Source organism: Methanobrevibacter sp. (assembly GCF_017409525.1).
Classification (GTDB): domain Archaea; phylum Methanobacteriota; class Methanobacteria; order Methanobacteriales; family Methanobacteriaceae; genus Methanocatella.
In genome coordinates this window covers 41,362-68,342 of the sequence record NZ_JAFQSO010000002.1, presented here as the reverse complement: position 1 = coordinate 68,342, position 26,981 = coordinate 41,362, and the positions used below count along the sequence as shown (strand labels likewise).

31 protein-coding genes are annotated in these 26,981 nt (G+C 34.0%); 11 read left to right on the top strand and 20 right to left on the bottom strand.

Going from position 1 to position 26,981, the window contains the following annotated elements:
• Window position 1: 1 nt before the first annotated feature.
• The 6 genes from IJE64_RS00930 to IJE64_RS00905 all read right to left on the bottom strand — a co-directional run bounded on the left by IJE64_RS00930 (window position 2) and on the right by IJE64_RS00905 (window position 4,106).
• On the bottom strand, window positions 2-1,096 hold the full coding sequence (locus IJE64_RS00930; protein ID WP_292780720.1) for an acetyl-CoA carboxylase biotin carboxylase subunit family protein: 1,095 nt from the start codon (window positions 1,094-1,096) through the stop codon (window positions 2-4).
• Complete coding sequence (gene hycI / locus IJE64_RS00925; RefSeq protein ID WP_342764983.1) at window positions 1,093-1,518, bottom strand: hydrogenase maturation peptidase HycI; 426 nt, start codon at window positions 1,516-1,518, stop codon at window positions 1,093-1,095. The genes IJE64_RS00930 and hycI overlap by 4 nt, the downstream gene beginning before the upstream one ends.
• Window positions 1,519-1,580: 62 nt before the next feature.
• Window positions 1,581-2,351 carry a methyltransferase domain-containing protein gene (locus tag IJE64_RS00920; RefSeq protein ID WP_292780715.1) on the bottom strand — a complete coding sequence of 257 codons (771 nt, stop codon included), beginning with the start codon at window positions 2,349-2,351 and terminating at the stop codon, window positions 1,581-1,583.
• A gap of 19 nt (window positions 2,352-2,370) precedes the next feature.
• Complete coding sequence (gene nikR, locus IJE64_RS00915; protein WP_292780713.1) at window positions 2,371-2,820, bottom strand: nickel-responsive transcriptional regulator NikR; 450 nt, start codon at window positions 2,818-2,820, stop codon at window positions 2,371-2,373.
• Between the two features lie 120 nt (window positions 2,821-2,940).
• Window positions 2,941-3,408, bottom strand: a complete 468-nt coding sequence (locus IJE64_RS00910) for a hypothetical protein (RefSeq protein WP_292780710.1) — start codon at window positions 3,406-3,408, stop codon at window positions 2,941-2,943.
• A 53-nt stretch (window positions 3,409-3,461) separates the two neighbouring features.
• Entirely contained in the window at window positions 3,462-4,106 is a 645-nt protein-coding gene (locus IJE64_RS00905; RefSeq protein WP_292780707.1) for a hypothetical protein, read from the bottom strand.
• 89 nt (window positions 4,107-4,195) lie between these two features.
• Here IJE64_RS00905 and IJE64_RS00900 point away from each other — a divergent pair, with 89 nt between their 5' ends.
• The 4 genes from IJE64_RS00900 to IJE64_RS00885 are packed head-to-tail and all read left to right on the top strand — an operon-like array spanning window position 4,196 to window position 7,913.
• Window positions 4,196-4,741 carry a DUF2115 domain-containing protein gene (locus tag IJE64_RS00900; protein ID WP_292780705.1) on the top strand — a complete coding sequence of 182 codons (546 nt, stop codon included), beginning with the start codon at window positions 4,196-4,198 and terminating at the stop codon, window positions 4,739-4,741.
• A 10-nt stretch (window positions 4,742-4,751) separates the two neighbouring features.
• Entirely contained in the window at window positions 4,752-5,282 is a 531-nt protein-coding gene (locus tag IJE64_RS00895; protein ID WP_292780703.1) for a TIGR00730 family Rossman fold protein, read from the top strand.
• Between the two features lie 2 nt (window positions 5,283-5,284).
• Window positions 5,285-7,264, top strand: a complete 1,980-nt coding sequence (locus IJE64_RS00890; protein ID WP_292780701.1) for a phage holin family protein — start codon at window positions 5,285-5,287, stop codon at window positions 7,262-7,264.
• A gap of 4 nt (window positions 7,265-7,268) precedes the next feature.
• A complete protein-coding gene (locus IJE64_RS00885; RefSeq protein ID WP_292780699.1) occupies window positions 7,269-7,913 on the top strand; it encodes a hypothetical protein in 645 nt (214 codons plus the stop codon).
• A gap of 16 nt (window positions 7,914-7,929) precedes the next feature.
• On the opposite strand, the gene IJE64_RS00880 is transcribed toward IJE64_RS00885, so the two are convergent.
• The 6 genes from IJE64_RS00880 to IJE64_RS00855 form a co-directional block, all read right to left on the bottom strand.
• A complete protein-coding gene (locus IJE64_RS00880) occupies window positions 7,930-8,370 on the bottom strand; it encodes a hypothetical protein (protein ID WP_292780697.1) in 441 nt (146 codons plus the stop codon).
• A gap of 84 nt (window positions 8,371-8,454) precedes the next feature.
• A complete protein-coding gene (locus IJE64_RS00875; protein ID WP_292780695.1) occupies window positions 8,455-9,096 on the bottom strand; it encodes a YitT family protein in 642 nt (213 codons plus the stop codon).
• A gap of 186 nt (window positions 9,097-9,282) precedes the next feature.
• The gene (locus IJE64_RS00870; protein WP_292780693.1) at window positions 9,283-10,773 is read right to left on the bottom strand and encodes a glutamate synthase-related protein; all 1,491 of its coding nucleotides are present in this window, start codon (window positions 10,771-10,773) and stop codon (window positions 9,283-9,285) included.
• A 12-nt stretch (window positions 10,774-10,785) separates the two neighbouring features.
• Entirely contained in the window at window positions 10,786-11,454 is a 669-nt protein-coding gene (locus tag IJE64_RS00865; protein ID WP_292780689.1) for a GXGXG domain-containing protein, read from the bottom strand.
• A gap of 8 nt (window positions 11,455-11,462) precedes the next feature.
• On the bottom strand, window positions 11,463-12,380 hold the full coding sequence (locus IJE64_RS00860; RefSeq protein ID WP_292780687.1) for a glutamine amidotransferase family protein: 918 nt from the start codon (window positions 12,378-12,380) through the stop codon (window positions 11,463-11,465).
• 266 nt (window positions 12,381-12,646) lie between these two features.
• Window positions 12,647-13,111 (bottom strand): HEAT repeat domain-containing protein, encoded by a 465-nt coding sequence (locus tag IJE64_RS00855; RefSeq protein WP_292780684.1) that lies wholly within the window; start codon window positions 13,109-13,111, stop codon window positions 12,647-12,649.
• Between the two features lie 178 nt (window positions 13,112-13,289).
• Between IJE64_RS00855 and aksF the strand changes: the two genes are divergently transcribed.
• Together aksF and IJE64_RS00845 are read left to right on the top strand one after the other, a co-directional pair.
• On the top strand, window positions 13,290-14,279 hold the full coding sequence (aksF, locus tag IJE64_RS00850) for a homoisocitrate dehydrogenase (protein WP_292780682.1): 990 nt from the start codon (window positions 13,290-13,292) through the stop codon (window positions 14,277-14,279).
• Window positions 14,279-15,760, top strand: coding sequence for a class I adenylate-forming enzyme family protein (locus tag IJE64_RS00845; protein ID WP_292780680.1), 1,482 nt, complete (start codon window positions 14,279-14,281; stop codon window positions 15,758-15,760). Before aksF ends, IJE64_RS00845 begins: the two co-directional genes overlap by 1 nt.
• A gap of 138 nt (window positions 15,761-15,898) precedes the next feature.
• Here the strand turns inward: IJE64_RS00845 and IJE64_RS00840 are convergent, their stop codons facing one another.
• Window positions 15,899-16,225: a YciI family protein gene (locus tag IJE64_RS00840; protein ID WP_292780678.1), complete on the bottom strand. Its 327-nt coding sequence runs from the start codon at window positions 16,223-16,225 to the stop codon at window positions 15,899-15,901.
• A 161-nt stretch (window positions 16,226-16,386) separates the two neighbouring features.
• Between IJE64_RS00840 and IJE64_RS00835 the strand changes: the two genes are divergently transcribed.
• Window positions 16,387-16,584: a hypothetical protein gene (locus IJE64_RS00835; RefSeq protein ID WP_292780675.1), complete on the top strand. Its 198-nt coding sequence runs from the start codon at window positions 16,387-16,389 to the stop codon at window positions 16,582-16,584.
• Window positions 16,585-16,869: 285 nt separating this feature from the next.
• The gene (locus IJE64_RS00830; protein WP_292780672.1) at window positions 16,870-18,405 is read left to right on the top strand and encodes an IS1182 family transposase; all 1,536 of its coding nucleotides are present in this window, start codon (window positions 16,870-16,872) and stop codon (window positions 18,403-18,405) included.
• A 96-nt stretch (window positions 18,406-18,501) separates the two neighbouring features.
• Here IJE64_RS00830 and argB read toward each other — a convergent pair whose 3' ends face one another.
• Complete coding sequence (gene argB, locus IJE64_RS00825; RefSeq protein WP_292780669.1) at window positions 18,502-19,365, bottom strand: acetylglutamate kinase; 864 nt, start codon at window positions 19,363-19,365, stop codon at window positions 18,502-18,504.
• Window positions 19,366-19,393: 28 nt separating this feature from the next.
• Here argB and IJE64_RS00820 point away from each other — a divergent pair, with 28 nt between their 5' ends.
• Window positions 19,394-20,092 (top strand): reductive dehalogenase domain-containing protein, encoded by a 699-nt coding sequence (locus IJE64_RS00820; RefSeq protein WP_292780666.1) that lies wholly within the window; start codon window positions 19,394-19,396, stop codon window positions 20,090-20,092.
• A 59-nt stretch (window positions 20,093-20,151) separates the two neighbouring features.
• Here the strand turns inward: IJE64_RS00820 and IJE64_RS00815 are convergent, their stop codons facing one another.
• From IJE64_RS00815 to IJE64_RS00795, 5 genes are all read right to left on the bottom strand, one after another.
• Window positions 20,152-20,400 (bottom strand): hypothetical protein, encoded by a 249-nt coding sequence (locus IJE64_RS00815; protein WP_292780663.1) that lies wholly within the window; start codon window positions 20,398-20,400, stop codon window positions 20,152-20,154.
• Window positions 20,401-20,472: 72 nt separating this feature from the next.
• Window positions 20,473-21,057, bottom strand: a complete 585-nt coding sequence (locus IJE64_RS00810; protein WP_292780661.1) for a DUF998 domain-containing protein — start codon at window positions 21,055-21,057, stop codon at window positions 20,473-20,475.
• A gap of 3 nt (window positions 21,058-21,060) precedes the next feature.
• On the bottom strand, window positions 21,061-21,996 hold the full coding sequence (locus IJE64_RS00805) for an SAP domain-containing protein (protein WP_292780659.1): 936 nt from the start codon (window positions 21,994-21,996) through the stop codon (window positions 21,061-21,063).
• Between the two features lie 188 nt (window positions 21,997-22,184).
• The gene (locus tag IJE64_RS00800) at window positions 22,185-24,452 is read right to left on the bottom strand and encodes an ABC transporter permease (RefSeq protein WP_292780656.1); all 2,268 of its coding nucleotides are present in this window, start codon (window positions 24,450-24,452) and stop codon (window positions 22,185-22,187) included.
• Window positions 24,453-24,604: 152 nt separating this feature from the next.
• Entirely contained in the window at window positions 24,605-24,862 is a 258-nt protein-coding gene (locus IJE64_RS00795) for a hypothetical protein (RefSeq protein ID WP_292780653.1), read from the bottom strand.
• 53 nt (window positions 24,863-24,915) lie between these two features.
• On the opposite strand from IJE64_RS00795, the gene IJE64_RS00790 reads away from it, so the two are divergent.
• Entirely contained in the window at window positions 24,916-25,083 is a 168-nt protein-coding gene (locus IJE64_RS00790; RefSeq protein WP_292780651.1) for a hypothetical protein, read from the top strand.
• Here the strand turns inward: IJE64_RS00790 and IJE64_RS00785 are convergent.
• Window positions 25,078-25,404: a hypothetical protein gene (locus tag IJE64_RS00785; RefSeq protein ID WP_292780649.1), complete on the bottom strand. Its 327-nt coding sequence runs from the start codon at window positions 25,402-25,404 to the stop codon at window positions 25,078-25,080. The genes IJE64_RS00790 and IJE64_RS00785 overlap by 6 nt on opposite strands.
• Before the next feature lie 44 nt (window positions 25,405-25,448).
• Between IJE64_RS00785 and IJE64_RS00780 the strand changes: the two genes are divergently transcribed.
• Window positions 25,449-26,813: an MATE family efflux transporter gene (locus IJE64_RS00780; protein ID WP_292780647.1), complete on the top strand. Its 1,365-nt coding sequence runs from the start codon at window positions 25,449-25,451 to the stop codon at window positions 26,811-26,813.
• Window positions 26,814-26,981: the final 168 nt, after the last annotated feature.

Sequence of the window (26,981 nt, the reverse complement as noted above, 5' to 3'; positions counted from 1 at the left end):
CTTAAGTTAACTTTTCAACTAAATTTTCAAGTTCTTCTTTGGAATTGGCTCTTGCAGTTACCCTTTGATATCCTTCGGGACCATGAACGACAAAGTCATTTTCCTCAAAAGATTTTACAGGCTCTTTTGGACTAGATCCTTCATAATTACCTATCGGAATTTCAGTGGAGTAATAATATTGTAGTTTATCTGAAATATTGGCTAATGAAAACTCGCCAATTGCCATGTTAACTAGTTCACATAAAGAATTAATGCCACAGGTAGCTGTTGTCAAATATCTGGTGCCGTTTGGTCTGGTGTTTACTTCTATAGCATATAATTGATTTTCATCTTTAGAGAACATGAAATCCATCTCAAAAATACCGTCAGAAGCAAGATTTTTAGCTACTTTATATGCAGTGTGTTGAACAAGATTATTATCCAATCCTTCAACCATACAAGGTCCTGTTTTAACTTTATTCAGTGGATGAGTCCCTTCTAATGTTGTTTCACCCTTATAGATTGGAGGCAATGCTACATATTCACCATTGAAACCCAATACCTCAATAGATATTTCAGACCCTTCAACGAATTTTTCACATAATGCATGGTCAAATTCACCAAAGTATTCCTCGACATCTTCAATTGATTTGGCTATTTTAATATCCTTTCCACCTTGACCCTCACCTTGCTTTAAAACGACAGGAAAATCCAGGGTTAAATCTTTTGGGCTATTTAAAATCTGATAATCAGGAGTGGCAACACCAATATCATTGTAAAATTCTTTAGTGTTGATCTTATTTGAAGTAAGCTCCACAGCCCTTACGCCTGCTGCAATAACTGGAATGTCATATTCCTTTTCCACTTCCTCTTTCATATGAGCCACATCAATTAAGGGAGGATCTATTCCGATCAATGGCACGATAGCATCGACATTTTGCATTAATGCAACTTGTTTTGGACCATCCATTCCACGAGGGACAATGAATACTTGATCAGGTAAATCCAAGTTAATGGCTTCCTCATTTGATTCAGTCAGAACACTTTCAACACCCTTGCTTTTTACATACCAATCAATATCATCATATAATCTTGAACCAATAAATAAAATTTTCATAATATAATCCCTTCCAGTATATTTACAAAATCATTTGCCGCCAACTCAACTTTCTCAGTTGGTGCATCAGCATAATCCATGGATTCCGGTTCGATTCCAACAAATATTATTCTCATGTCATTATCCTGTTCCAAGAACCTGACAAAAAAAGATAATGACATTGAATGGGTTGAAATCCCAATATTTGCAAAATCATATTTATTTACGATTTTCATATCCCCCGGTTCGCTATCCATCAAACATGCATCTACAATAATTAGATGAGACGGGTTTTCTTTTCTGATTTTACCTGTGAAATTTTCGGGGACAGTTTGAGCATCAATAAATAGCAATTTATCGTTTTCAATGTTCTTGTCTTTTAATTTCCTAATTATATAAGGTCCAACTCCATCATCACACTTAAGCTCGTTTCCAACACCCAATACAATTAGTTTTTCATAACCCTCTAAAAAATTACTTAATTGAGATTCAAAGGCCATATATTTCACCTAACAACATCAGTTTCAATACTCTCAATCCCATTTCCCATAATATATTTTAGTTTAACATTTATAAATTCATTGCCTTTTACCAATTGTTCTTGCAAGGGAACTAATAAAGGAGGATTTAACATGGGTGTCGGACCGCAAATAATATTATCATTTAATATGGTGAATGTTGTGATTTTTAAACCATTTACGATTCCATCTTTTTTACTTTTTATGGGAAATGTCGCTTCGAATTCAGGGTTAATTTCATCTAAAAAATCAAATTTGGAAAAGATTACAGAATCTGAAAAAACTTCATAATTTACATTTTCATCCCAATGAATATATTCACGTTCCATATTCACAAGTTCACAGGAATTAATGATCCCTTTGGGGATTATCGTGCCATCTTCTTTTAGAAATCTTTTGGCATGATTTAAAACTGGAATCTGCTCTTCATCAATTAAGGCAGTGTCCATCATCTCACAAACCAGCAGGTCTGCTTTTTTTGTAAAATCATATTCTAAAACATCACTATTAATCACATCAACATTGTCAAAATTGGCTAAGTTTTCTTTAGCGCAATTATATGTTGAGTAGTCAGTTTCAAGAGAGATTACCTCTTTAAAATGAGAACTTAAAAAATAAGATAAAATTCCGCTGCCACAACCCAAATCATAAGCTAATGATGTGTTGCCATCATATTCTTTAATAGCTTCATAAAAAGCAGATAAACGTTCATTATCATTTAATAAATCAAAATGATATTTGGTAGTTTTAAACTTCATGAAAAAAAAGAAAAAGGAATTAATGAGTGTGTCCGTGGTCATGTGAATGACCAGGTTCATTAAAGTCTTCTCCATTAGCTGTACTTGTTAGTTTCACATGTTCAACACCCTTAAGCCTCATAATCCTTTCAGTTAAATCACGGATTTCTGCAATATCACCATTTACAACAACGATTTCCATACAATACTTATCTGTCATGTGAATATGCATGCTGGTATTGATTTCATTTCTAAAACTGTGTTGAATTTCAGCTAAATTTTCCATAACTCCTGTATAGTGGTGGTCATAGATAATTGTAACAATTCCAATTCTTTGACCTTCCATAGAGTTCATCCATTGATATCTTACAATATAATCTTGAAGAGCATCCCGAATTCCTTTTGAACGTGATTGGTATCCTCTCTCTTTTAATACCTCATCAAAATCGGACAATAATTTTTTAGGTAACGACATACTTATTCTCATCATAAAAAAACACATCGAAATATTAATTTTATTAATTATTAATATAAAAGTCAAATTATATAAATATTATGATTAAATTGAAAAATAATATTACTAAAAATAATAATTTTTAAACAAAAAATATTATTTAACAAGGAAATAATATTCCCCATCATCTTTTTCAAGAGGTTTTAAAAGCCCTTTATTCTGAAGAGACAATATTATGTGGTACATTCTAAAATTAGTGAGTTTCAAGTCTCCATACAATAAGTGACCTTCCAAAGTATATTTAGAAATAAGATTTTTATCATCAACCAATCCTTGAATCAACTCATATGATTCCTTTTCTTTCATGTTCAATTCCAATTCTTCAACATCCTTTTTAGAATTAACCGTGTTAAATTCCTTTTCATGTTCAGATAGGCTAACCTTATTATCATTAAAAACAGCCAGATCCTTATCAGATAACTCCTCTAAAATCTGAACCAAGTCATATTCATGAAATCCCAAATCTTTTCTTAAAACATTAATAGGAATGCCTTCAGGATATTCCATGTCAAATATCTTAATTTGATTTAAGACAACTTCCTCATTTTTTGTAATAGTAATCATATAATCATTCAAATAGTTATAATAAAAATTATGAATTTAATAATACTTAATACTTATGATAACTGCAATTCATTTTGTAATGCTTTTGCTTCTTGCCTGTTTTTTTCTGCATTTTCCTCAGGAGTCAAATTTGAGGGCCTTGTGAAAAACAAATCAATGTCATCAACAGTTTGACAAATTGACATATGCACCAATTCCTTTAATGCAAGGCTTTTTTGAACCCTATTTAAAGATTCATCACCATAAATCCTATCATAATCATTTTTATAGTCATCACGTATTTTTATAGGATCCAAATCAATTTTAAGTTGATTTTCATCATATTCCTCAGTCAATAATAAAAAGCCAATTAACTCATCTTTCTCTTCTGTGAAATCTTTGCTTTCATCTTCAATCACATTATAGAAATACTCGCTTACAGACTGGAAAACATCCCTTGAAGCATTGCCATTAACAATGCTATCCATAAACAAGTCAAAAGTATCCGAAATATAATATTTTCCGTTTTCTTCTTTTGTTTGGAAAACCAACTCGTTTTCAACATTTGCAACATATTGAATTATTACAATATCCTTAGACTTTTGGAACGATTTAACATTGAATTTGGAATTGTTTAATTTATAATCAGAATTGATTTTTAAAGCATTATCGACATTTTCAATGTCTTGTTTTGAAATCTCCATAAAATTATCAACCATAATAACTTCCCCACTAATTGTTTTGATTTCACTTTTTAAGTAATTTTTGAAAAAAATTTTTATTAATAATAAACATTATAATAAAAACCATGGATGCAGAAGACATATTAGTGGAACTAAAAGAGTTATCTCCAAATGATAAAATTACAAGAAAGGAATTGATGGAAATACTCAAAAAATATGCTAGAATAATCACAGTATATGATTTAATGTTAGCTACTGCACACATGAGAAAAGACGGAGAATATGTTCATGCCAATTATCGGGAAAAATATTTAGAGATTTATGTTAAATATTTCATAATGCGTATGAAAGAAGTTCTGGAAAACGATGATTATGAGGATGGCATTATCGACAAAGAAGCATATGACGAGTCTTTTCCTATGCTTGAGAGAACCTTTGAAAAGGAAAGGCATAGTGCAGACGATAAATTTCCACTGATATATGTAATCACTGCATTATATACCACATTTATTCTAGAAGAACCTATACACCCTGTAGGAAGTGAATTCCCTGGAAGTCTAAAAGTAGAAGAAAGAAATGGAGAATTTTTCTGCCCGGTTAAAGAAAATCAAAAGGATAATGTTGATGCAATTTGCCATTTGTGTCTTGCTGAGCAGACCCCCGATATCTAGGAGTTGAACAATGAATATTTGCCTTTATGGATCTGGAAGTAGGAACATCGATAAAATTTATACTGATGCTGCCTATGAACTTGGTTGTGAAATAGCTAAAAACGGACACACACTAGTATTCGGCGGAGGAAAAACCGGAATGATGGGTGCTTGTGCTAAAGGAGTTCATGATAATGATGGAAAAAGCATTGGTATTGCTCCGGAATGGATTGGAAAATTCGAGCCACTATGTGAAAAATGCACTACATTTATCCATGTTGACACAATGGATGAGAGAAAAAACGAATTTGTTAAAAATTCAGATGCTTTTATAATCACTCCTGGAGGAATAGGGACCCTAGACGAATTCTTTGAAATTATAACACTTAAAAAATTAAAACAGCACAATAAAGAAGTTATTGTCTACAACATCAATCACTTTTTCGATAAGATGTTTGAGATGATTGATGAAATGGGCAAAAAAGGATTTTTATACAAACAAGAAGATATATTTAAAACAGCTAACTCTTGTGATGAGATTATGAAATATTTACGGGGATGACTATGGAAAAAATTGCAGATTATGAAAAACCGCCAAGAACAACACTGAAAAGAAGTTTGATAATATTTATTGGAAATGTCTTAGGGATTTATATAATTAGTTTTCTAGGCCTGGGAATCAAAATAGATTACTTAGACGATGTATTTTTCTTTGTCATTTTCATAAGTCTTGTAAACGCTCTTTTATGGCCTATATTAACTAGAATTCTAATGCCGTTTTTGATTTTGACATTTGGTGTCGGTTCACTTATTTTAAATGGATTTCTGCTTGAATTTTTCGGACCGATATTCGGAATTTATGTAGAGGGCATTGGGATGATTCTTGCACCGTTATCCATGGCATTTTTAACAACAATACTTTCAGCATTAGTTACTATGGAGGATGATGGTTCATACTATAGGTCAGTATTTAGAGACGCTGAAAAGAAAAGAAAAGGAGAAGTTAAAGATTATCCTGGCGTAATAATTGTAGAAATTGATGGCCTTGCCTATGATGTTTTATGTGAAGCCATTGATAAAGATTTGATGCCGACAGTCAAAAATATGATCGAATCTGAAAGCCATACCCTAAAGGAGTGGGAAACCGACCTATCATCACAAACAGGAGCAAGCCAAGCTGGAATCTTGCATGGAAACAACGAAAACATAACAGCTTTTAGATGGATTGAAAAGGAAAACGACAATCAGATGATGCAATGTTCAGGTCCCCTTAAAGTTAAAGAGTTGGAAGAAAGAATTTCCAACGGAGACGGATTACTGGTTGATAATGGTGCAAGCAGGTCAAATCTATTTTCCGGCGATACAGATAACGTGATTTTTACAATGAGTAAAATTTTAAACATGAAAAAACTATACAATAAGGCCTGGTTTTCTGTATTTTCAAATCCTAGTAATTTTGCTCGTATAGTTTCTCTATTTTTAGCTGAAATGGTGCTTGAAATCTATTCTCAAATAAAGCATAAAGTCAAAAATATTCGACCTAGAATTAAACGTGGAATTGTCTACATACCAACAAGAGCAGGGACAAATGTATTCATGAGGGAAATCAACACCTCCACATTGATTGGAGATATGATGGTTGGAGATGTTGATGTTGCATATTCAACTTACCTAGGTTACGATGAAATAGCACACCATTCAGGAGTTCGCGATGAAGACTCATGGTATGCTCTTAAAGGAATGGACAAACAAATAAGACGTTTAATTAAGGCCACTAAATACACTCCTAGAAAATACCAATTTGTAATTCAATCAGATCATGGCCAAACAAATGGAGCCACATTTACCCAAAGAAATGGCGAATCCTTTGAAGACTTTATCAAATCATTACTTCCACAGGACATGACCATGTTTGCTAAAATGTCATCAAATGAAGAGCATTACGCAGATTCGTTTGTTCCATTTTCTAAAAGAATTGATAAGATTAACAATAGAAATAAAAAAGAAGAAAGTGAAGAATTAAGCGATTCTGAAGTTATCGTGCTTGCATCAGGTAATCTTGCAATGATTTACCTAACGCAATGGAGCCATAGATTAACTTATGAGGAATTAAATGATTTCTTCCCAGAGCTAATTCCAGGAATCTTGAAAAATGAATACATCGGATTTATTGTGGTCAGGTCAAGTGAAAAAGGAGACATGGCCATTGGAAAAGATGGAATATATTATTTAGATACTGACGAAATAGAAGGCAAAAATCCTCTTGAAGGGTTCGGAAACAATATTGCAAGACATATCAAAAGAAACAGCTCCTTTAAACATACTCCAGATATTTTAGTAAACAGTTTTTATGACAGCGAAAAAGATGAGGTATGCGCTTTTGAGGAATTGGTCGGAAGCCATGGAGGAGCTGGAGGAAGCCAGACAAGACCGTTTATTTTATACCCATCAACTTGGGATGTGGATGACGAGGAGATTATCGGTGCCGAAAACATCTACAAGCTACTCAAAGAAAATCTCAAGAAACTAAAGGAAAATAAGTGATTTAATGATTAGCGATGAAAAAGCTTTAGAAATGGCTAAAAAACTAGAAACTGCAGATATCGATATTAAAAAGACAATTGAAAAAGCAACCACTGCAGGTTATCTTGGAGAAAAACATTTTTATTGCACTGTCATTGAATACGGTGGATTCACACATACGGTCCCTGAAATTTTAGGGGACCGATATAAACCACAACCTCTAGATAATGTATATTACGACATTATTTCCAAAGCGCTTGACTTAGACGGCATTTACATTTCACTGGCTTACTGCAGTCCAAACTTAAACATTCCCGATGAGGATTGCGATGAAATAATCGAATATGACGAATATGAACTTGAAGAGGATGACTATTATTATCTGATGCAATATTCCTTAATTTCTGCAGACAGTGTAAAAAAGTTTAAAGTCTATGCGGAAGAGGGAATTCCAGGCCATGACCCCACTGAAGATATGGGAATAATGACAAACATCGTCAACGGAGAATATCAGGCCTATTTTGCACTGAGGACAACCGATTTATGCATGTCCAGCTTTAAAGTGATCCCTTTAAGTGACGAATACCCGAAAGAACATCCATTATCTTTTAGAAATCCAATAAATAAATTATTAATAGAAATGATTGATGACGCAATAATTTTAAAATAGAAAAAGAAAATGGGAATTATACCCATTTAGTGGCATTTACACTGTTCAACTGATTGAATTCCATTAATCTGTTGAAAGTTTCATTGAAGTCTGTTTCATCACCAATTCCCCTTTTTGCGAAATCAACGATGAACTTAACACCATCAACTTCTATTAGCTCAAAGGTACCTTTTTCACCAGTACTTCCATCAACAAAATTATAGGTATTATTTTCTCCTTTAAATACAGTATAATTGTTCTCAGTATCGTTAGTAATATAGTCATCGGCATCATGTTCTGTATAGGACACCACTGATAGAATCAAATCTGGATTTTTCAATGAGTCATACAATACATAAACTCCATCACCCACGTCTTCAAAATCATCAGGAGCTGTAAAATTAGTGTTTTCCACAGCGGATGCGACTCCAATAAACATTAAACTTAACATGAAAAAAATAACGATTTTTTTAAACATAACAATATCTCCTAATCAATTATATATTATGCTAACTAATGATATTTAATTCTAACCTCTTTAGAAAATCATGTATATTTGAATTCAATTAATTAAAGGTTCGATATATGAATCCAAATACTTCTTTAAAACTCTAACAATGGGGCCAATAATAACAGCAGATATTATCGTTCCTTCACGAACTCCTGCAAGATATCCTAAAAATACAATAGACAATACAGCTGCAGTTATTACCATTGATGTATCAATGAAAGGTTTTATCTTTGCAAATTCCTTTTTTAATGCTTTGGAAATAGCGACTATCAAACCATCAGCCGGAAGATAGACAACTTCTGTTTGGATTTCAAACAAGACACCAAAAGCGACAACGACACAGCTAATCAACAATATAACCATCTGACTTAAATAGTCTTGAGGGTTCAAAAAGCTTACCAGCATTAATGAAAAATCAATGAAAAATGAAAATATGGTTCCGACAACTATCTGTAAAAACTGCCTCCTTTCAAAATTACCTCTTAAAATAAGAACCTGAAGGGCAATGAAAACAATATTGAATATAAAACAAACTGTCCCCACACTTAAATTCAAAATTAGACTAGAAACATAAGGCAGACAGATTAATGGAGAGGTCCCTAAATTAGCTTTAATTGATATTGCCGCCCCTAAAGAAATAATAAATAATGAAAGTAAATACAGAAAATATCTATTGAATTTTTTTATATCCATGATTACATATTGTCTTTATCCATAAATAAATCAAAGGGGAAAAAATTTCATTGATTCATCATCTGCAAATTATAAAAAAGGACCCCTTTAAAAAAAATTGATGAATCTAAACTTTTAAAAACTAAATTTTGAAGATTATTAAAATGCACTTTGGAAAAAAAAGAAAAAAAGAAAAGAATTTAATATCTAAATTCTACCTACGCCCGCCATAGGAACACCAGTCAATGCTGATGCCTCAAGTGTTAATGCGCGCAAGTTTTCTTTTTCAAGTTTTGTAATATGAGTATTTCCAGCCTGTTGAACCAACATACAAGCTTCATCAGTCATTGTGTTAATGTAGTTAGCCACATTCTTACCCATCTCTTTATAATCAAGCCTATGTCTTAAGGACAGATTCTGTGTAGCTATTCCTTTTCTACATGACCCTGTATAACACATTTGACATACTCTACATCCGATTGAAATCAAAGCGGCTGTTGCAATATAAACCGCATCCGCACCAAGTGCAATGGCTTTTGCAAGATCAGCACCAGACCTTACTCCACCAGCAGCCACCAAGCTCACTTGGTCTCTTAGACCAATTTCTTTAAGTGCAAGGTCTGCTTCCACGATTGAAGCAAGAGATGGAATACCGGAGTGTTCCATGATTACTTCAGGACCTGCTCCAGTTCCCCCTTGCATACCATCAACTACGATTATATCTGCTCCTCCTTTTGCTGCGATTTTTACATCGGAAGCAACTTTACCTGAAGCAAATTTAACCATAATCGGTACTTTCCAATCGGTTATTTCACGTAATTGTGATATTTTCATGCTTAAATCTTCAGGGCCGACAATGTCCATGTGCCTTGCAGGAGAAAGTGCATCTGAACCTTCAGGAATATTTCTGATTCTGGATACTTCAGCAGTTACTTTTTCACCAAGTAAATGTCCTCCCATTCCTGATTTTGCTCCTTGACCTATTTTTATCTCAATTGCATCTCCTTTCTTAAGATAGTCTGCAGATACTCCAAAACGGCCTGATGCATATTGTGCAACAAGTTTATCAGCCAGTTCCCTTTCTTCTGGAAGCATTCCACCTTCACCAGTGTTTGTAACTGTTCCTGCTAGACTTGATCCAATAGCTAATGCCATTTTTGCTTCTTTTGATAGAGCTCCGAATGACATTGCTCCAATCATAATTGGTGTGTCAATTTTAAGAGGATTTTCTGCATATCTATCCCCTAAAACTACATCTGTTCCACATGGCTCCCTGTATTTATCAATAGGAGGTCTTGATACTTGTGCGGGAATTACAACCAAATCATCAAAGTCAGGAATTCTCCTAAGTGCACCTGTACTTCTTAATTTATATGAAGCAGTTTGTGATTGTCTTACAATTTCTACAATATCTGGGAATCCCCATCCTTGTCTTGCATCTTCTGGAATTGCATTTACTTCAATAGCCCTATTTGGACACATTTCCAAGCAAATCCTACAACCAACACATTTTTCTTGGTTTAATGGATATGGGTCACCTTGAATAATCTCATAAACTCCATGAGGACAATTGTTAAAACATGAAAAACATTTTCCGCAGATTTTTTCATCCCTGTCATCACATAAATACCAGCAGCATCCTGGACGGCCAAAATTTTTTTTACATAAATCTGGATTTCTTTCAACTCTATATGGCATGCTTATTTCCTCCTAATGACCGTAAAATGGCCTTGTACTCTCCGGAACGATTTTTTTAAATTCTGAATAATCATCAATGTCAAAGTCATATTCTGATAATGTTTCTTCAAGATCCAACGTATCTTCAAAGGTCAACTCTTCAAGTTTTGCATTGTAACCTAAGCTTTTGATTTCACCCCGAACATAGATTACACCACGAATAATGGATTCTGCAACATCATCACCAACATCACCTAAAATAATGATGCGACCGCCCATCATGAAAATACCTGTCATAAATCCGGAGTTTCCCCCAATGATTATTGTTCCGTTTTTCATGATTTCACCGGTTCTGGAACCAACTGATTCCCTGACAACTACAGTTCCATCATATATTCCTTGACCTGCACCATCACCCGCAGTTCCTTCAACGATTATTTCACCACCGGTGATGTTATCTCCAACAAACCAACCGGCATTTCCGTTGATTTTGATTTTAGGCCCATCACACATACATCCTCCAAAGTATCCGACAGAACCGTCAAGTTCTATTTCAACATCTTCTGTCACTCCTGCAACAAGATAATGTTTTGCATTCGGATTTCTGATGATGATTTTATCATATTCCGGTGCAGCTTCTTTTACTTGTGAATTCACCTCACGAGGAGTTAAATTTTCTGCATCAATTTCGAAGACTTCCATAAAATCACCTAAATTTCATATACCATTACTTCGCCAGGAGAAATTTGTTCTACATGGCTTGTGTCAACTACTTCCCTTAGAGATACCTCTTCAGATGCAATTGCAAATACGTCATCATTTTCTGCCATCACACCCGGCCTTAAACCTAACTTATCTTTAGCTATTCCGATTCCTTGTGGAGTTCCTATAATGTATGAAAATGGACCGTCCATATCCTCTACAGATTGCTCTAGCGCTTCCTCTAGAGAGTAACCGGTATCCAGTTTATCTGCAATGTAGTGAACAAGACATTCAGTATCATTGAATGTTTCGAATGTGTGGCCTTTTCTCTCTAAAGGATCACGAACTTTCCAATAGTTTGTGATCTGTCCGTTGTGTACAACTGAAATATCACGAACAATGTATGTCTGGAAAGGGTGTGCATGATATCTGTCCACTCCACTTTCAGTTGAAAATCTAGTGTGGCCAATTGCATGTGTTCCTTTTACAGACCTCACATCATATCTGTTTGCAATATCAAGTACGGAACCTACATCCTTTATCATTTCAAAATCATGACTGCCGTTAATTACGATTACATCATCTATAGTGTCAACTTTTGTAATCAAGGGCTTGAGCTCACAAAATCTATCTAAAGATATTTTACATTTATAAATGAATGATTCCCCAACGGAAGGAAGGATGGCATCCTGTTTAATTGGAGTTATGAAGTTAATTGTATCTTTAACTTTCTCAAGCAATTTGTCGCTTTCTTTTACTTGAATTTTTAAGATGTATTCATTCTCTTCAAGACCAGTACCTCCATAAATAGAGTATCCTGCTGAGTCAGGCCCCCTGTGTTGCAATTGATGAAGCATATTGGTCATATCATTTCCAATATCATGTAATTTTTTATCTTTATAAACGATTCCTGCGATTCCGCACAATTTTAATCCTCCACATAAAATTATTATAGTCGGAATATGACTTCCGTATTATACTTTAATTATACAAGTATATAAATGTGTTGGAAAATGCCTTCCGATGAATAAAAATTCTGAAAAAAATCATTAAAATAAAAAAATAATTAAACAATGTTTAAAAAATTAATTAAATAAAGTTAAAAAAATGAAGGAATTTAATTTTTGTTAATTAAATCATTAATAAGACATTTACAAAAAAAGCAAATAAAAAAAAAGAATAAGAAATAAGATTATTTCTTAATTGAAGCTATTGCACTTTGTGCACCTTGTTTTACAAAACCGCTTTCATCATCAAGCAATTTTTCAAGTGCAGGAATGGCTTTTTCATCACCTAGGTTTCCAAGTGCCCAAGCAGCTGCTCCCCTTACTCTCCAATCTTCATCATCTAAAGTTTCAATTAAAGGATCAACAGCAGGCTCGCCCATACGGCTTAAAGCTGTAGAAGCTTCTCTTCTTACCAATTTGTTGTTGTCTTTTAAAGTTGCGATTAAAGCAGGAATTGCTTTTGGGTCATTGATTGCGCCAAGTAAAGTTGCAGCATGCAATCTGATATTTTTCTTTCTGCTGGATAATGCATCAATTAATGGATCCAATGACTCCTCTTTTCTTAACTCCAATTCTCCAATGACATCTTCAACAACGAAGTCATCTTTATCATTCAATAATTCAATTAATTCATCAATACTTCTTTCCATTTTAAACCCTCACTAATTCGACAAGGAAAAACTAACCTTATTTTTGTTATTACTTATTATTATACTAATTGAGATATAAAAATATTTCGATAACATACGAACAAATTTTAATTTAACTTAAATAGAATAAATATCAATATTATAAGTATACGAACAAAATTGTATTCAAGGTAAAACAATGTATAATATTGCAGTTATAAGCGGAGATGGAATAGGAAAGGAAGTCATGAATGCCTGCGAATATTTACTTGATAAGCTGGATTTGGAATTTAGTTTTGAATATGGTGAGGCAGGCTTTGAGTGTTTCAACAAGAATGGTACAACATTACCTGATGAAACATTGAAACTAGCAAACAAAAGCGATGCAGTATTATTTGGAGCATCAACATCCACTCCAGGCCAACCAAGCCCAATCATCAATTTAAGAAAAGCATTGAACGTATATGCAAATATCAGACCAATTAAATCCTATAAAGGCGTTAACTGTTTAAGAAACGACATCGATTTTGTAATTGTAAGGGAAAACACCGAAGGACTTTATTCCCAAGTCGAATATGGTGATGAAAACAAAATGATAGCCGAAAGAATCATCACGAAAAAAGCGTCTGAGAGAATCTCAAAAGCAGCCTTCAATTTATGCATTAAAAGAGGTCAGACAAAAGTCACATGCGTTCACAAAAGCAATGTCCTGAAAAAGACAGACAGTGTTTTTAAAGAAAGTTTCTACAATGTAGCAAAGCAGTACCCTCAAATCAATACTGAAGATTATTACGTGGATGCAATGGCCATGTATCTTATCACACAGCCACAAACCTTCAATGTCATCGTGTCAACCAACTTGTTTGGAGACATCCTATCCGATGAAAGTGCAGGGCTTGTAGGAGGATTAGGGCTTGCACCATCAGGAAATATTGGAGATCACAACGGATTGTTTGAACCCGTGCATGGATCTGCACCAGACATTGCAGGAAAACATATAGCAAATCCATGTTCAATGATACTTTCCGCTTCAATGATGCTTGATTATTTGGGAGAATGGGAAACTGCAAATGACATCAAAAATGCAGTGGAAAAAGTAATTGCAGAATGCAAAATAAAAACCCCCGATTTAGGGGGAGATGCAAGCACCATTGACATTACAAAAGCCATTGTTAAGGAGTTAATCTAATGTTAAACATTACCACTTTTTTAGATGCGAACTCAAAAAGATTAGACAAAAACGTTTTATACAACCCCAAAAATGGAGAAAAATACACCTCCGGAGAAATCTTATCTATTGTTTCTGAAATTGGACGTGAATTGAAAAATTTAAGAGTGAATAAAGGAGATAGAGTATTAATTTACTTGAACAACTCAGAAGAATATTTATTTTCTCTTTTCGCAATATGGAGAATAGGGGCAATAGCCATTCCGACAAACAGAGTCTTTACAGCAGCAGAACTTGAATACATTGTAGATGACTCACAGGCAAAATTAATGATTACTGATATTGAAGCTAAAGGCATTATTGACATTGACACTTACATTCCACAAAAAATAATTGATTTCAAGGATAGCGAAGTTTTGGAAGCTGAAGCAACAGAATGGGATGACTTATGCCAATTGCAATATACCTCAGGAACAACCGGAAAACCTAAAGGTGCAATGCTTACACATGGAAACTACTTTACTGCAATCCACAATGAATGTGATGTTTTAACCTTAAAACAAGACGACGTGTTCCTGGGAATTTATCCTATGGCGCATGTAGGCTTATCCTGGGCAATTTCAGCCCTAAGGGCTGCAGCTTATTACATCATGATGGAACAGTTCAACTTGGATGAATATTTGGAGTTATGTGAAAAGGAAAAAGTTACTGTTTTAAGCGGAATGCCTCCAGTAATACATTCACTAACCACTATGGATGCAAGAAAACACCTTAAAACAGTTCGAGAAATAATTTCAGGTGGAGGACCACTGCATAAAAAGATATGGAAAGATTTCCATCAAACCTACCAGATTCCAATCATAAACGCATATGGATTATCAGAGTCTATTGTAATCGGGACCGGAACCGTCATCAGACCGGAAGATTACTGGGAAGCAGACAGATTTGAAAGTGTAGGCCATCCTGTTTGTTTTTCAGAAGTTAAAATAGTGGATGAACTGGACTCCTCAATAACATTGCCGAAATATGAACAGGGCGAAATTGCACTTAGAGGACCTGCAATTGCAAAAGGATATTGGGGAAATGAAAAAAAAACAAAAGCATCATTTTTAGATGACGGCTGGTTTTTAACAGGAGACATCGGATACCTTGATGAAGATAATCGGTTATTTATTACAGACCGTAAAAAAGACATGATTGTAATGAGCGGATGGAAAATCTACCCAACAGAAGTGGAGGAAGTCCTAATAAAATATCCTGCAGTCAAAGAGATAGCTATTTTCAGCATAAATGACTGTCACAGAGGAGAAATCCCTGTTGCGGCAGTCGTATGGGAAAATGAGTCTGATGATGAAGGATTAATAGAATATGCACGTGAAAACTTATCCAGATATAAAGTTCCAAGAAAAATATTTGCACTCGACGAACTTCCAAGAGTAAACGGTTGGAAATTGCTTAGAAGAGAACTTAGAAAAATGTTTAAAAATGATGATGTGCCATGAACTTTCTTAAAACAATTTCGTGGACTTATTTTTTTTAGTTGCTTTTTCTATATATTTAATTATAGATTTATTAAAAGCAGCAAAGGCAAAGCAATCTTAAAAATTAAAAAATTAAAGAAAAAAAGAAAAAAATGAAGGTTATGATTTAAACCATTCTTCTAATTCAGGTCTTAGATTAACTACTCTAAATTCATAGATTGTATAATCTACAATGTTTCCTGTTACAAACGGATCGTTAGCCATGAGCTCTTCAGCTTCTTCTTTTGAATTGGTTTTCAATACCATGACTCCGCCTCCACCAAAGGAACCGTCTTCCAAAGCATGAGGACCTGCAATAAGAACTTTGCCTTCTTCACTACATTTTGCGAAATATTTCAAATGCTCTTTTAAAATTTTCATTACTTCTTTTTGTTCGGGTATGTCATCTCTGAAATGAGATACAACCGCATATGCTTTCATCATCATATCACCTAATCAAATTTTTCATAATATTATGAAATTAAGTCTTGAAGAGTCAATTTTAAAAGGTTTTGCTTATAGATTGTTTAATGAAATGATAATTATATTATAATATACCTTTCATATTATTAAACCTTTCATGACATATATTTCTTCCATTGTTTATAATGTCAACTTTTGATGATTTTTTTAATCATTTGCGCATTGAAGGACATTTCTCCCATAGCTGGTTGGAACGTTACAATGCAAGATATATCGGGTGCCTGTTCAGCGGCTGCTCCTTTTTGGAGGAATTGTCTGCCATCAGAGGCAGGAATTTTTCATGGCAATCAAAATCCAAATTAAATCCAAAACCAAAAGAATGACAATAACAACATAGGTATTCGATTTAACAGAAGGCAATGCTAGAACAACATGGAAATCATGGATTCGGAACATTTAATGAGGAATATTTTAATGTTTTTCGAATCTGGAGGGTATTCAGGATAGAAACCTGCCGTTTAAAGTTTTTACTTTACTATCTTAAATTTGAGGATGTAACACGAAGTCACTATTTTTTTAATTTTATTTTGCTTATTTTTTCTTTAATTTTATATACTATGAAGTACAATCTTTTATTATAGATATTAATATTTATGGTTGTTTTATTCATGGTTTTGAAAGATGATAATATTAATCAGAGTATGTTAGTCCCGTTGGACTTGCGGAATTTGATTCCTAAAGATCATCCGTGTTATTTTATTAAAAATGTGGTTGATTTAATTGATTGTTCGAAAGCGAACCAGGAGTTTCGTGGAACTCCTGGTGAATTTGCTTATCCGCGCGAATTATTGCTTAGACTCATTTTAATGAGTGTTTTCGATGGGGGATTATCTTCAAGGGAAATTGAGAGGAAAACACGTACGGACATTGCATATATGTATCTTGCAGCAATGGAAAAACCACCATATAGGACAATAGCAAGATTTAAAGTCGAATATTCCGATTTAATCGACGAAGCATTCAAAACAACCATTAAAATTGCAAAAGATAATGATTTAATAAAAATCCATCATTTGAGCTTGGACGGAACTAAAATCAAAGCAAAAACATCAATTAACAAATTAACAGATGAAAATCAAATCAAAATCATGAAAGAACACCTCCAAAAAAGTATTGAAAGAGATCAACAAGAAGATGAAGAACTTGGAGATGAATCTGGAAATAGTGTTCCAGAATCCTTAACTGACAAAGAAAAATTCAAAAAAACAGTAAAAGAAATAGAAAAATCTTCTAAAGATAATAGAAACAAAGATAAATTGCGTTCTTCAAGTTTAAATCTTTTAAAACAGGCTGAAAAAAATCCGGAAAAAGTTTTAAAAAAACTCAATGAACTCGAAGAAAAAGTAAAAGAGTCACCAAAAGATGTAATTGGTATTAATGACCCTGATGCTCGCTTGATGATGAATAAAAAAGGCAAATGGGAATGGGATTACAATGCACAAATCATTGTAGACGAATACAAAGGAATAATACTTTCATCATACGTAACACAAAATCCAACAGACCATTTCGAACTAATTCCATCAATAGAACAATTAGAAAGCAATTTAGAAGGAATTTACGATGAAATGCCTTCTAATTTCCAATTCAGTGCTGATAATGGATATTCCACAGATGAAAACACAACCTATCTCGAAGAAAAAGGACTTGATGGATACATATCCACAAGAAAACTCTCAAGAAAAGAAAAAAAGTACAATCTATGGGATAAACCATTCAAAAAAGACAATTTCACTTACGATGCTGAAATTGAAACCTATATCTGCCCTTTGGGCGAAATTTTATATCGAAGAAAAACATACGAATACAAAAACAAACAAAGAATAACCTATTGGACAAACGAATGCAAAAACTGCATAATGAAAGAAATCTGCTGCAAGAAAAAGAACTACAGAACAATTCAAGACTATGGAAACCCTTCCAAAATCAGAATGCAACGGAAAATGGAAACAGACTGGGCACAAAAAATCTACAAAAAACGATCAAAAACAGCAGAACTACCATTTGCACACATAAAACAAAATATGAAACTGCATGAATTCACCACAACAGGAATAAAAAACACAAACACAGAATTCAAACTATACACAATCGGACATAACTTAAAAAGAATATACAATGAAATAAACAGAAAAAACAACTAAAAATAAGAAAAACTATAAAAAAAATCAAAAACACAAAATTCAATTAAAAATTTTGCGTCACATCCTCAAAATTAAAAAAAAAGAATAAAACTATGATTATTTAGAAATCATAGTTCCAATACCATCAGTGGTAAATATTTCTAAAAGCAAAGAGTGTTTTTTACGCCCGTCGATAATGTGGCATGATTGAACACCATTTTCAATGGCATGAACACAGGTTTCAATTTTTGGAATCATTCCGCCTGAAATGATGCCTTCTTCAATTAAACCTGGAATCTCATCGACATTAATTTTTTGAATCAATGACTCTGGATCATTTGGGTCTCTTAAAACACCCGGAACATCAGTTAGAATTATTAACTTTTCTGCACCTATCGCACCTGCGACTTCACCCGCTGCAGTATCTGCATTTAGATTCAAGCTGGTTCCGTCTTCTGCAATGCCCACTGGAGATATTACAGGAATATAATCGTTATCTATGAACATGTCAAGCAAATCTGTGTTTATACAATCAACTTCACCGACAAGACCCAAATCAACAATCTCCTCATCGATTTTGCTTGCCTGCTTTTTATGGGCAAAAATTAAACTTGAATCCTTTCCTGATAAACTTATTGCTTCACCATCATGCTTGATTAACTCAGAAACTATCTCGGTTGAGATTTTACCGACCAGCACCATTTCAATAATTTCCATGGTCTCCTCATCAGTTACACGAAGTCCCTTAATAAATTTAGGTTCTTTTCCTAATTTATCCATTGATCTTGAAATTTCAGGACCTCCACCATGAACAATAAGAGGTTTCATTCCCACATATTTTAGTAAAACAGTATCGCGAGCCGTAGATGACTTTGCTTCATCATCCACCATTGCATGTCCACCATATTTAATTAAAATTTTTTTATCATGAAACTTTTTGATATAAGGCAAAGCTTCAATTAAAACATCTATATCTTTCATTTAATCACTACAATTAATATTTTATTTTATGGTTTATAAAATTAAGTATATGGATGAAGTTAAAAAATATCTTCTTGGACTTGGTGCAAGCAAGGTCGGCTATGCAAATGTTGATGGACTGGCTAGTGATTTAGTTGATCTGCCAAATGGAATAAGCTTGGTTATGAAATTACCCAAAAAGGCCATGCATCTAGTTGAAGATGAAGATTATGAAGCATATTGGAAGTGCTTTCATGCGAAAGTCGCCGAATTAAGTAAAATTGCCATTAAAGGCGAGGAATACATTAAACGCCTTGGATATGATGCCTTTGCATTGACCATGACAAGAAATGAATGTGACATGAAAAAGCTATTAAGCATATTGCCTTATAAAACAATAGCCACCAAATCAGGTCTTGGCTGGATTGGACGCTCTGCACTGTTTGTAACTCCAGAATACGGCTCAGCAGTTGTTTTAGGTGCAATATTAACTGATATGCCTATGGATTTTGGAGAACCCATTACCGATTCAGAGTGTGAGGAATGCACTAATTGTCAGGAAGCATGCCCTGTTAATGCAATCAACCCTCAAAAATGGAATGATAGATTAGATAGAGAAGACATTATTGATATTGATGCCTGCTTTGAATATATAATGGACCAATACAAGGCAGGGCTTGGCTGCACAAAGTGCATGAGCGAATGCAAGCTCACACAAGAGTACTTAAAAAATGAAAATGAGCAATAAAATATGAATTGTATCCTGAGGATTTTAAAAAAAAGTAAGTTAGGAGTTAAATGCAACTCCTACAAACCCATTTTGAATTTAAACCTGTATTCCTGATTTACAATTTCCATTCCGATGAATGAACCTTTTAAGATATCAGCAACTTTTTGCAAATCTTCTGCAGTTATTGCCTTACCATTTCCCAATGGGGAGAAAAAGGTAATCTCATCATCAGTAATCAGGTAGTTTAGAAGTTTTGTGTTTTCTTTTTGGTATTTTTCGACGATTGCCAAAATTTCTTCTTCAATAGCTTTATCTAGATTTACCATATTATCACCTTTAACTATAATTATTCAAAGGACTATTTAAACTTTTAGTGAAAAAAAGGTTACCTGAAAATCTCATTTAATCAGATAGACCCCTGTTATGAAACTCCATATGACCAAAGTATAAACGGACAATCTCTCAAAAACAGGCATGTAGATGCTTTCCATGTTGAAAAACAATATCCAAAAAGCTATTAATCCAAAAATGCCTAACGTTAATGTGGCTTTTTGATATTTGCCAAAGTTATTCATAGATCTTGAAATTAAGACCAACAATACATTTCCGCCCAAAATTGCCATTACTGCCCCCAAGGTATGGTAACCGGAAGTCAATGGATTGCCGCCATGAATGAGACCAACAATAATGACACCGAAAGCGGTCACTAATGCCAAAACAGAACAAACGATTTTATTTTTAATAATGAAATCTCTAAATTTATAAAAATAACCAAAAATAAGGGTTAAACCAATTAAAATGAAAGCACTGTTCATTAACCAAAACAATGGGGAATTGGCATTGGGAATGCCCAATTCGGATATTGTATGGAAAAGATAAGTACTCATCAAAGAGGAATTGAAAAAAGTTGCAGAGATGGCTTCAGCTATAATATAATATAAACTACCAATTATAAGGACATATCCGGCAACTTTAGATTTCATTTTTTAGATTCCGAATTTTTTATCAAAATATTTCTCTTTCAAGTCAAAGTTAAGCTCTTCAATATCTGCACCGGCAATAGCCTTTTGCAATATTTTATAGCAAGTCTTTTTAGGCACAGTAATGCTCTTGATATTGCATATGTTCCAAATTCTATCAAATCTTTTCTTTAAACTGCCCATTTCTAGCTTTTCCAAGACATTTCTTAAATTAATAATATTGGCTTCGTTTATAACATCATAGGAAGCATAACTTTGAGCATCCAATACGATAGGGTTTAAACCCAATATATATCTTTGCAAATCATAATCCATGAATGAGTCATAATCCCCGCCATATGCATAAACATGCGCCTTTGCAGATAACGCATCGATGAATACCAGAAATTGATTGGCAACCAATGCTCTTGAAAGGATTTCATCGCAGAAATTTAATGCAGTTTCTATTATGCCTGCGCTTGACCCTTTTACATAAGTTTCATAATCATCGAATCTGAATGCGACAAGAGCAAACATGTACAAGTCTATCCATTCATTTTCTTTTAAAAACTCGAATGCTTTGTCAGTCAATTCCAGATTATCATATGATTTTTCCTTTTCAACAGCCACATTTAAATTTCTTGAATCTTTAGCTTCTTTCAATACCGGCAATACTCTTTCAACCAATTCATGTTTTTTTCCTGAAACTTTTAGGCCATTTTCCCTTAAAATGTCTTTAAGTTCGGAAACTACGTATTTTTTAGATATTGCCTCAGCAGTTACTTCTACATTTGCGCTAACGGTCACATCCCCTTCAAGATAACCTTCATCAACCAAATATTGAATGCAATCTTCAGCAGATGAAAAAGTTCCAAATTGACCTTCTTTTAAAATGTCTTCCAGTTCATAACCACTGTTTAAAAAATTCAAAACATTGAATACTTCTAATTTTTGTTCACTCACTTAAACACCCTTTATATTTCCCGGCAATGCATTGAAATTGCCGAATTTATAAGTAACCTTCCAATTACGAAAGGACATATTGAAAAAAATATCAAATAATAGCTATTCAAAACTGTAGCTACACATTAATATATCTCTTTTAGTTAATTTAATATTTTGCATATAATAATTGAATTCGATAGCATAATCTATTCTGCCCCTTTCAGAGATTCGACCATGTCCAATTTCTTGATTTTACTTGAAAACATTAGGTTTACAATAATTGACAATGAAAACGTTATCATGGCAGTTAACATAACATTTGTAAGAGTTAATGAAGGTACTATGCAAAATGAATCTCCTGAAGACTGCCACATTACTGTCAGAATATATAAACCTAACGGTATGCCCAATATAAATCCAATAACTGTGAAAAATAGATTTTGGGTTAACAACAATCTCCTCAAATCATTGCTTTTAAATCCAAGTACTTTAAGAGTTGAAATTTCCCTTTCAATTTCTGTAAAGGACAGCAATCCTAAATTATATAAAACTATGATTGCTAGAGTACAAGCAAAGAACATCAATACGTAGATTATTAGCCACATGGTCTGGGTTATCTCACTCCAACTAATTTCAATATCACTGAGATGATTGGTTTCTTTAAAGCCATCGTATGTTCCATCCACATGCTCTGAGGTAATCACACTTGTTGGTGTGTAATTTAAGCCCAACTCCTCTAGCTTATCTGAAGACATGATAAAACCTTGTGATATTGGGTCTGCATGGATTTTATCAATTTTTACTTCAACCCATTTGTTTGAACCCATAATATGCCACTTTACAGTGTCGCCAACACCAACTCCCAATATATCGGCCATTTTTTTTGAAATCGAAACCTCATCATTTGCAATGTCTACTTTATTCCAATCATCATCTGTTGGTGTTATTAAATCCGTGCTATCTAAAACCAGAAGCGAACCCGACTTTTTCACATCATCTGATTCTATTTCAATAGCTTTTTCCATTATGCTTTCCCCATTAACCTCAGCAACAACAACATCAATTTGCGATGCTGATGCATTATCGATTACTAATTTCGAGTCATAATGGTTAATTTGACTGTATTCCCATTCTTTTATATCATTCATTCCATCATGTAAACCAAATGAGCCAACTAAAAGTGCACTGCAACCCATGACCCCTATAATGGTCATAATCCCTCTCAATTTATTTCTTTTAGCATCCCTATAATTCCAACGAATGTTGAATGATAATCTTTTCCAAATCTTTGATTTTTCAATAAATCCTGAAGTTGATGCCTTAGGCGCTTTGGGCTTTATAGTGTCGGAAGGCTTTTCATTTGTTATGCTCGAAATGGCATAATATGAAACCACAAGTGAAACTATAACCATGAAAGCCATTACATATACGAAAGTCATGTCCCAAGCGGGACTCCATAATGGCATTTTATATGTCCTAACCATTGACGGATGAAATATTTGAGGCAGTATTATTGGCCCCAAAATCAAACCTAAAACCGATCCAATCAAAACTGGCCAAAATCCATATGATATATAATGCCACATTATCGTTGTGTTTTTAAATCCGCTGGCTTTTAATATGCCTATTTGAGTTCGCTGATGAGCAATAATCCTTGTCATTGTTGTGAAAAGAATCAACATTGTAATTATGATGAACACTACCGGAAAAACGTCTGCCATCATTTTGTGTTTGGTAATTTCCTGTGAAAATTGATTAACACTTGGATGCTCAGACCTTTCAACGAATGTGCTGTAATAGCCCTCTAACCGATAATCCAATAATTTGCCAAAAGTATCAGGACTGCCCTTAAATTTAACATTTAAAACATTATATGGAACCGTATCCTCTGGAAATGCCTTATAGGACATGTAAGCAAAACCAATTTCGTTAAAATCAGGCAACAATGAATTGGATGAAGCATGATAAACATATTCTGGAGAGTATCCCAATCCCTTAATTTCTTTTTCAATAGTGTAACCTTCACATTCAAAGCTGATGTTGTCCCCAACTTCCAATCCTTTAGCATCAGCAAAGCTTTTATCAAGCCACACTCCCTCACTGTCATTAATGTCTAACGGTTCACCTTCCAGCAAATAGAATTTGGATATTGTGTTGTTTTCAACAAAGTGCAGCGTGACTTCAGGACCATTTTCAAAGTCCGCTACAGAATCAACAACTAATTGCCTTTCCATTTGTGTAGTTGGACCTAAAAGATTCACTTGCTCTAAAAACAAATCATTCAAATAAGGAGAATAAATCCAACCGTCAGCCAAGTTAGTCTCTTCATAATAATTGTCTATATTAACTTCAAGACCGACAGATTCACCGCCTACCCCTGCAAAAACAAAAACTCCCAAAAATGCCATTAAAAAGATAGATATGAATAGAGTCTTATGATTCAATATGTCCCTTATCATCTTTTTTGCAAGCATAGTCTCACCACTCTAAATCAGTGCATTTCTTCGGATTCCATCAATGACAATACGTTAAATTTCTACATTTTTAATTCAAACTGCCGTATCTGCAACTTCTGCGGGGAGTGCATTGAAAGTTGCGAGGACAAAATTAGCATGTTGCAATAAAATTATGGATTGCATGCCTCATCAGCCGCACCCATAACAACACTGATTTCATCCGATAAATTAATTTCTGATATGTTTTTAGAAGACTCCAATTTAGCAGAATAATACGCTTGAGCATAATTCATTGTTACGAAAATGACATCCTTAAAATCGATGATGAAATTATCCTCGGGAATCTTATTTAAAATTTCAATTAGTTCTACTGCCTCTTCATTTGATTCCAAGTGTGTGCCGAATTCGGCACCAACATTGATAAGCATTTTTTTACACCTACAATAATATTTAAAATTCATTATTAATATAATTGAATAATATGAAAAGATGTCCCAAATGCAAGAGAGAATTAAAAAAAGTATTTCATGGCGACCCAACTGATGAACTAGCTATTGAGTCACTGGATAATGATATAATTATTGGAAACTACTGTGATGGCAATTTAAACTACTATTGTGAATATTGTGATGAATTTTTCCAGCTATAACCCTAAGATATCCCTATCAGGATTTGCATTCTTGAACAAATTTATTTTGACATCGCTTTTCCATGTGAATTTCAAAAGTCCCGCATGAACAGTCTTTAAATCCTCATCTGAAAAACCATCCAGATAATAGATTTTGCCCCTATGACCAACATTCATCATGAATCTTATGAAATGCCTGTTTACCATGATTGAAAAAGGTTTATAAACAACAATGTCATCTGTAATGTATTCCACTAATTTTTCCATTTCAAAAACGCCGGGAGTCAGTACTTCAACATCACAATTTGGATACTTCTCACTAATAATTGCTTCATAGTCCACAACATCACCACTAATTAAATATGAGTAAAACCAATATTTAAAACATGGCTAATGAAAATGTGGAGTTAATGAGGGGAGAACCGGAGAAAGCTGTGAAAAAATTGGCCATCCCAATCATGATTTCAATGATTCTGACAGCATTGTACAATATCGTTGATGGAATTTGGGTAGCCGGACTTGGTCCTACAGCCATTGCAGGAATCGGATTTGTTACACCAATCTTTATGGTGTTGAATGGGGCAAGTGTAGGGCTCGGAAATGGTGCAACAAGCAGCATTTCAAGATTTATCGGTGCTAAAAATCACCAAAAAGCCAATGAATCCGCAACCCACTCGTTAATTATCTTTTTTATAGCTTCAATAATTTTAACAATAATTTTTATAATCATACAAGAGCCATTGCTTAGAAGCTATGGGGCCACAGGACAGACACTAAAAGAGGGCATTGCATATGCGACCCCATTGTTTTTAGGCCTGATTGCTTTTATGTATTCCAACGGCTGCAGCGGAATCCTTCGTGGCGAAGGGGACATGAAACGTGCAATGTATGTCGTCATCATTACAGTTATCCTGAATGCAACACTTGACCCGATATTCATTTATACCTTAGGATTTGGTTCTGCAGGAGCATCCCTTGCAACAATTGTAAGTTCAGCAATTGCGGCATTGGTGATGCTATATTGGATTTTGATTAAAAAAGACACATATGTTGATGTCAGCCTTAGGGGATTTAAATTCGATTCAAAATTAACAAAAGACATTCTGAAAGTAGGAATTCCATCTTCACTTGACATGCTGATTATGGCAATCGCAATGTCAATCTATTTGATTGTAATAGCCATGGTTGGGGGAGATTACGGAATCGCCGTATTCACCTCAGGTCAAAGACTATACCTATTTGCAATTATGCCCCTAACAGCTATCGGATCTGCAGTTATTGCAGTGTCCGGAAGCGCATTCGGTGCTAGAAATGGAGACTATCTATCACGAACCCACAAATATGGTGCCAAATTTGGACTTGCTTTGGGAACTGTCATAACATTGATTTTAGTTATATTCGCAACACCGTTAGCTACATTGTTTGCATATACCCCAGAAACCGCCAATTTAGTTCCAGGAATTGCACAATATCTTCAGATTGCATGTCCTACTTTGATTCTAACAGGTATTGGAATACCATCCAGCTTTTTCTATCAAGGAATCGGGAAAGGAACTTACAGCCTAATGTTTACAATTTTAAGGGAAATCATATTCGTAGTTCCTTTAATCTATATATTTGTATTCTGGTTCAATTTAGGCCTTATTGGTATCTGGTTAGGTTTATGTATTGGAAGAGCAATTGCAAGTGTTATAAATTACTTCTTTGCAAGATATGAAGTCAAAAGAAATCGCGCCAAATTCGGAAACTAGATATTAGTTCTTTTCACTCTTTTACCATTTACAGAAATATTGTAATCATCGCCTAAAATTAATTTAATCTTGTTAAATTGCTTTATAAAACTACTAAACAATTTATTAACTTTTAATTCATATATAACAATTACAAATTTAATTTAAAAGGTTATACTATGAATACAA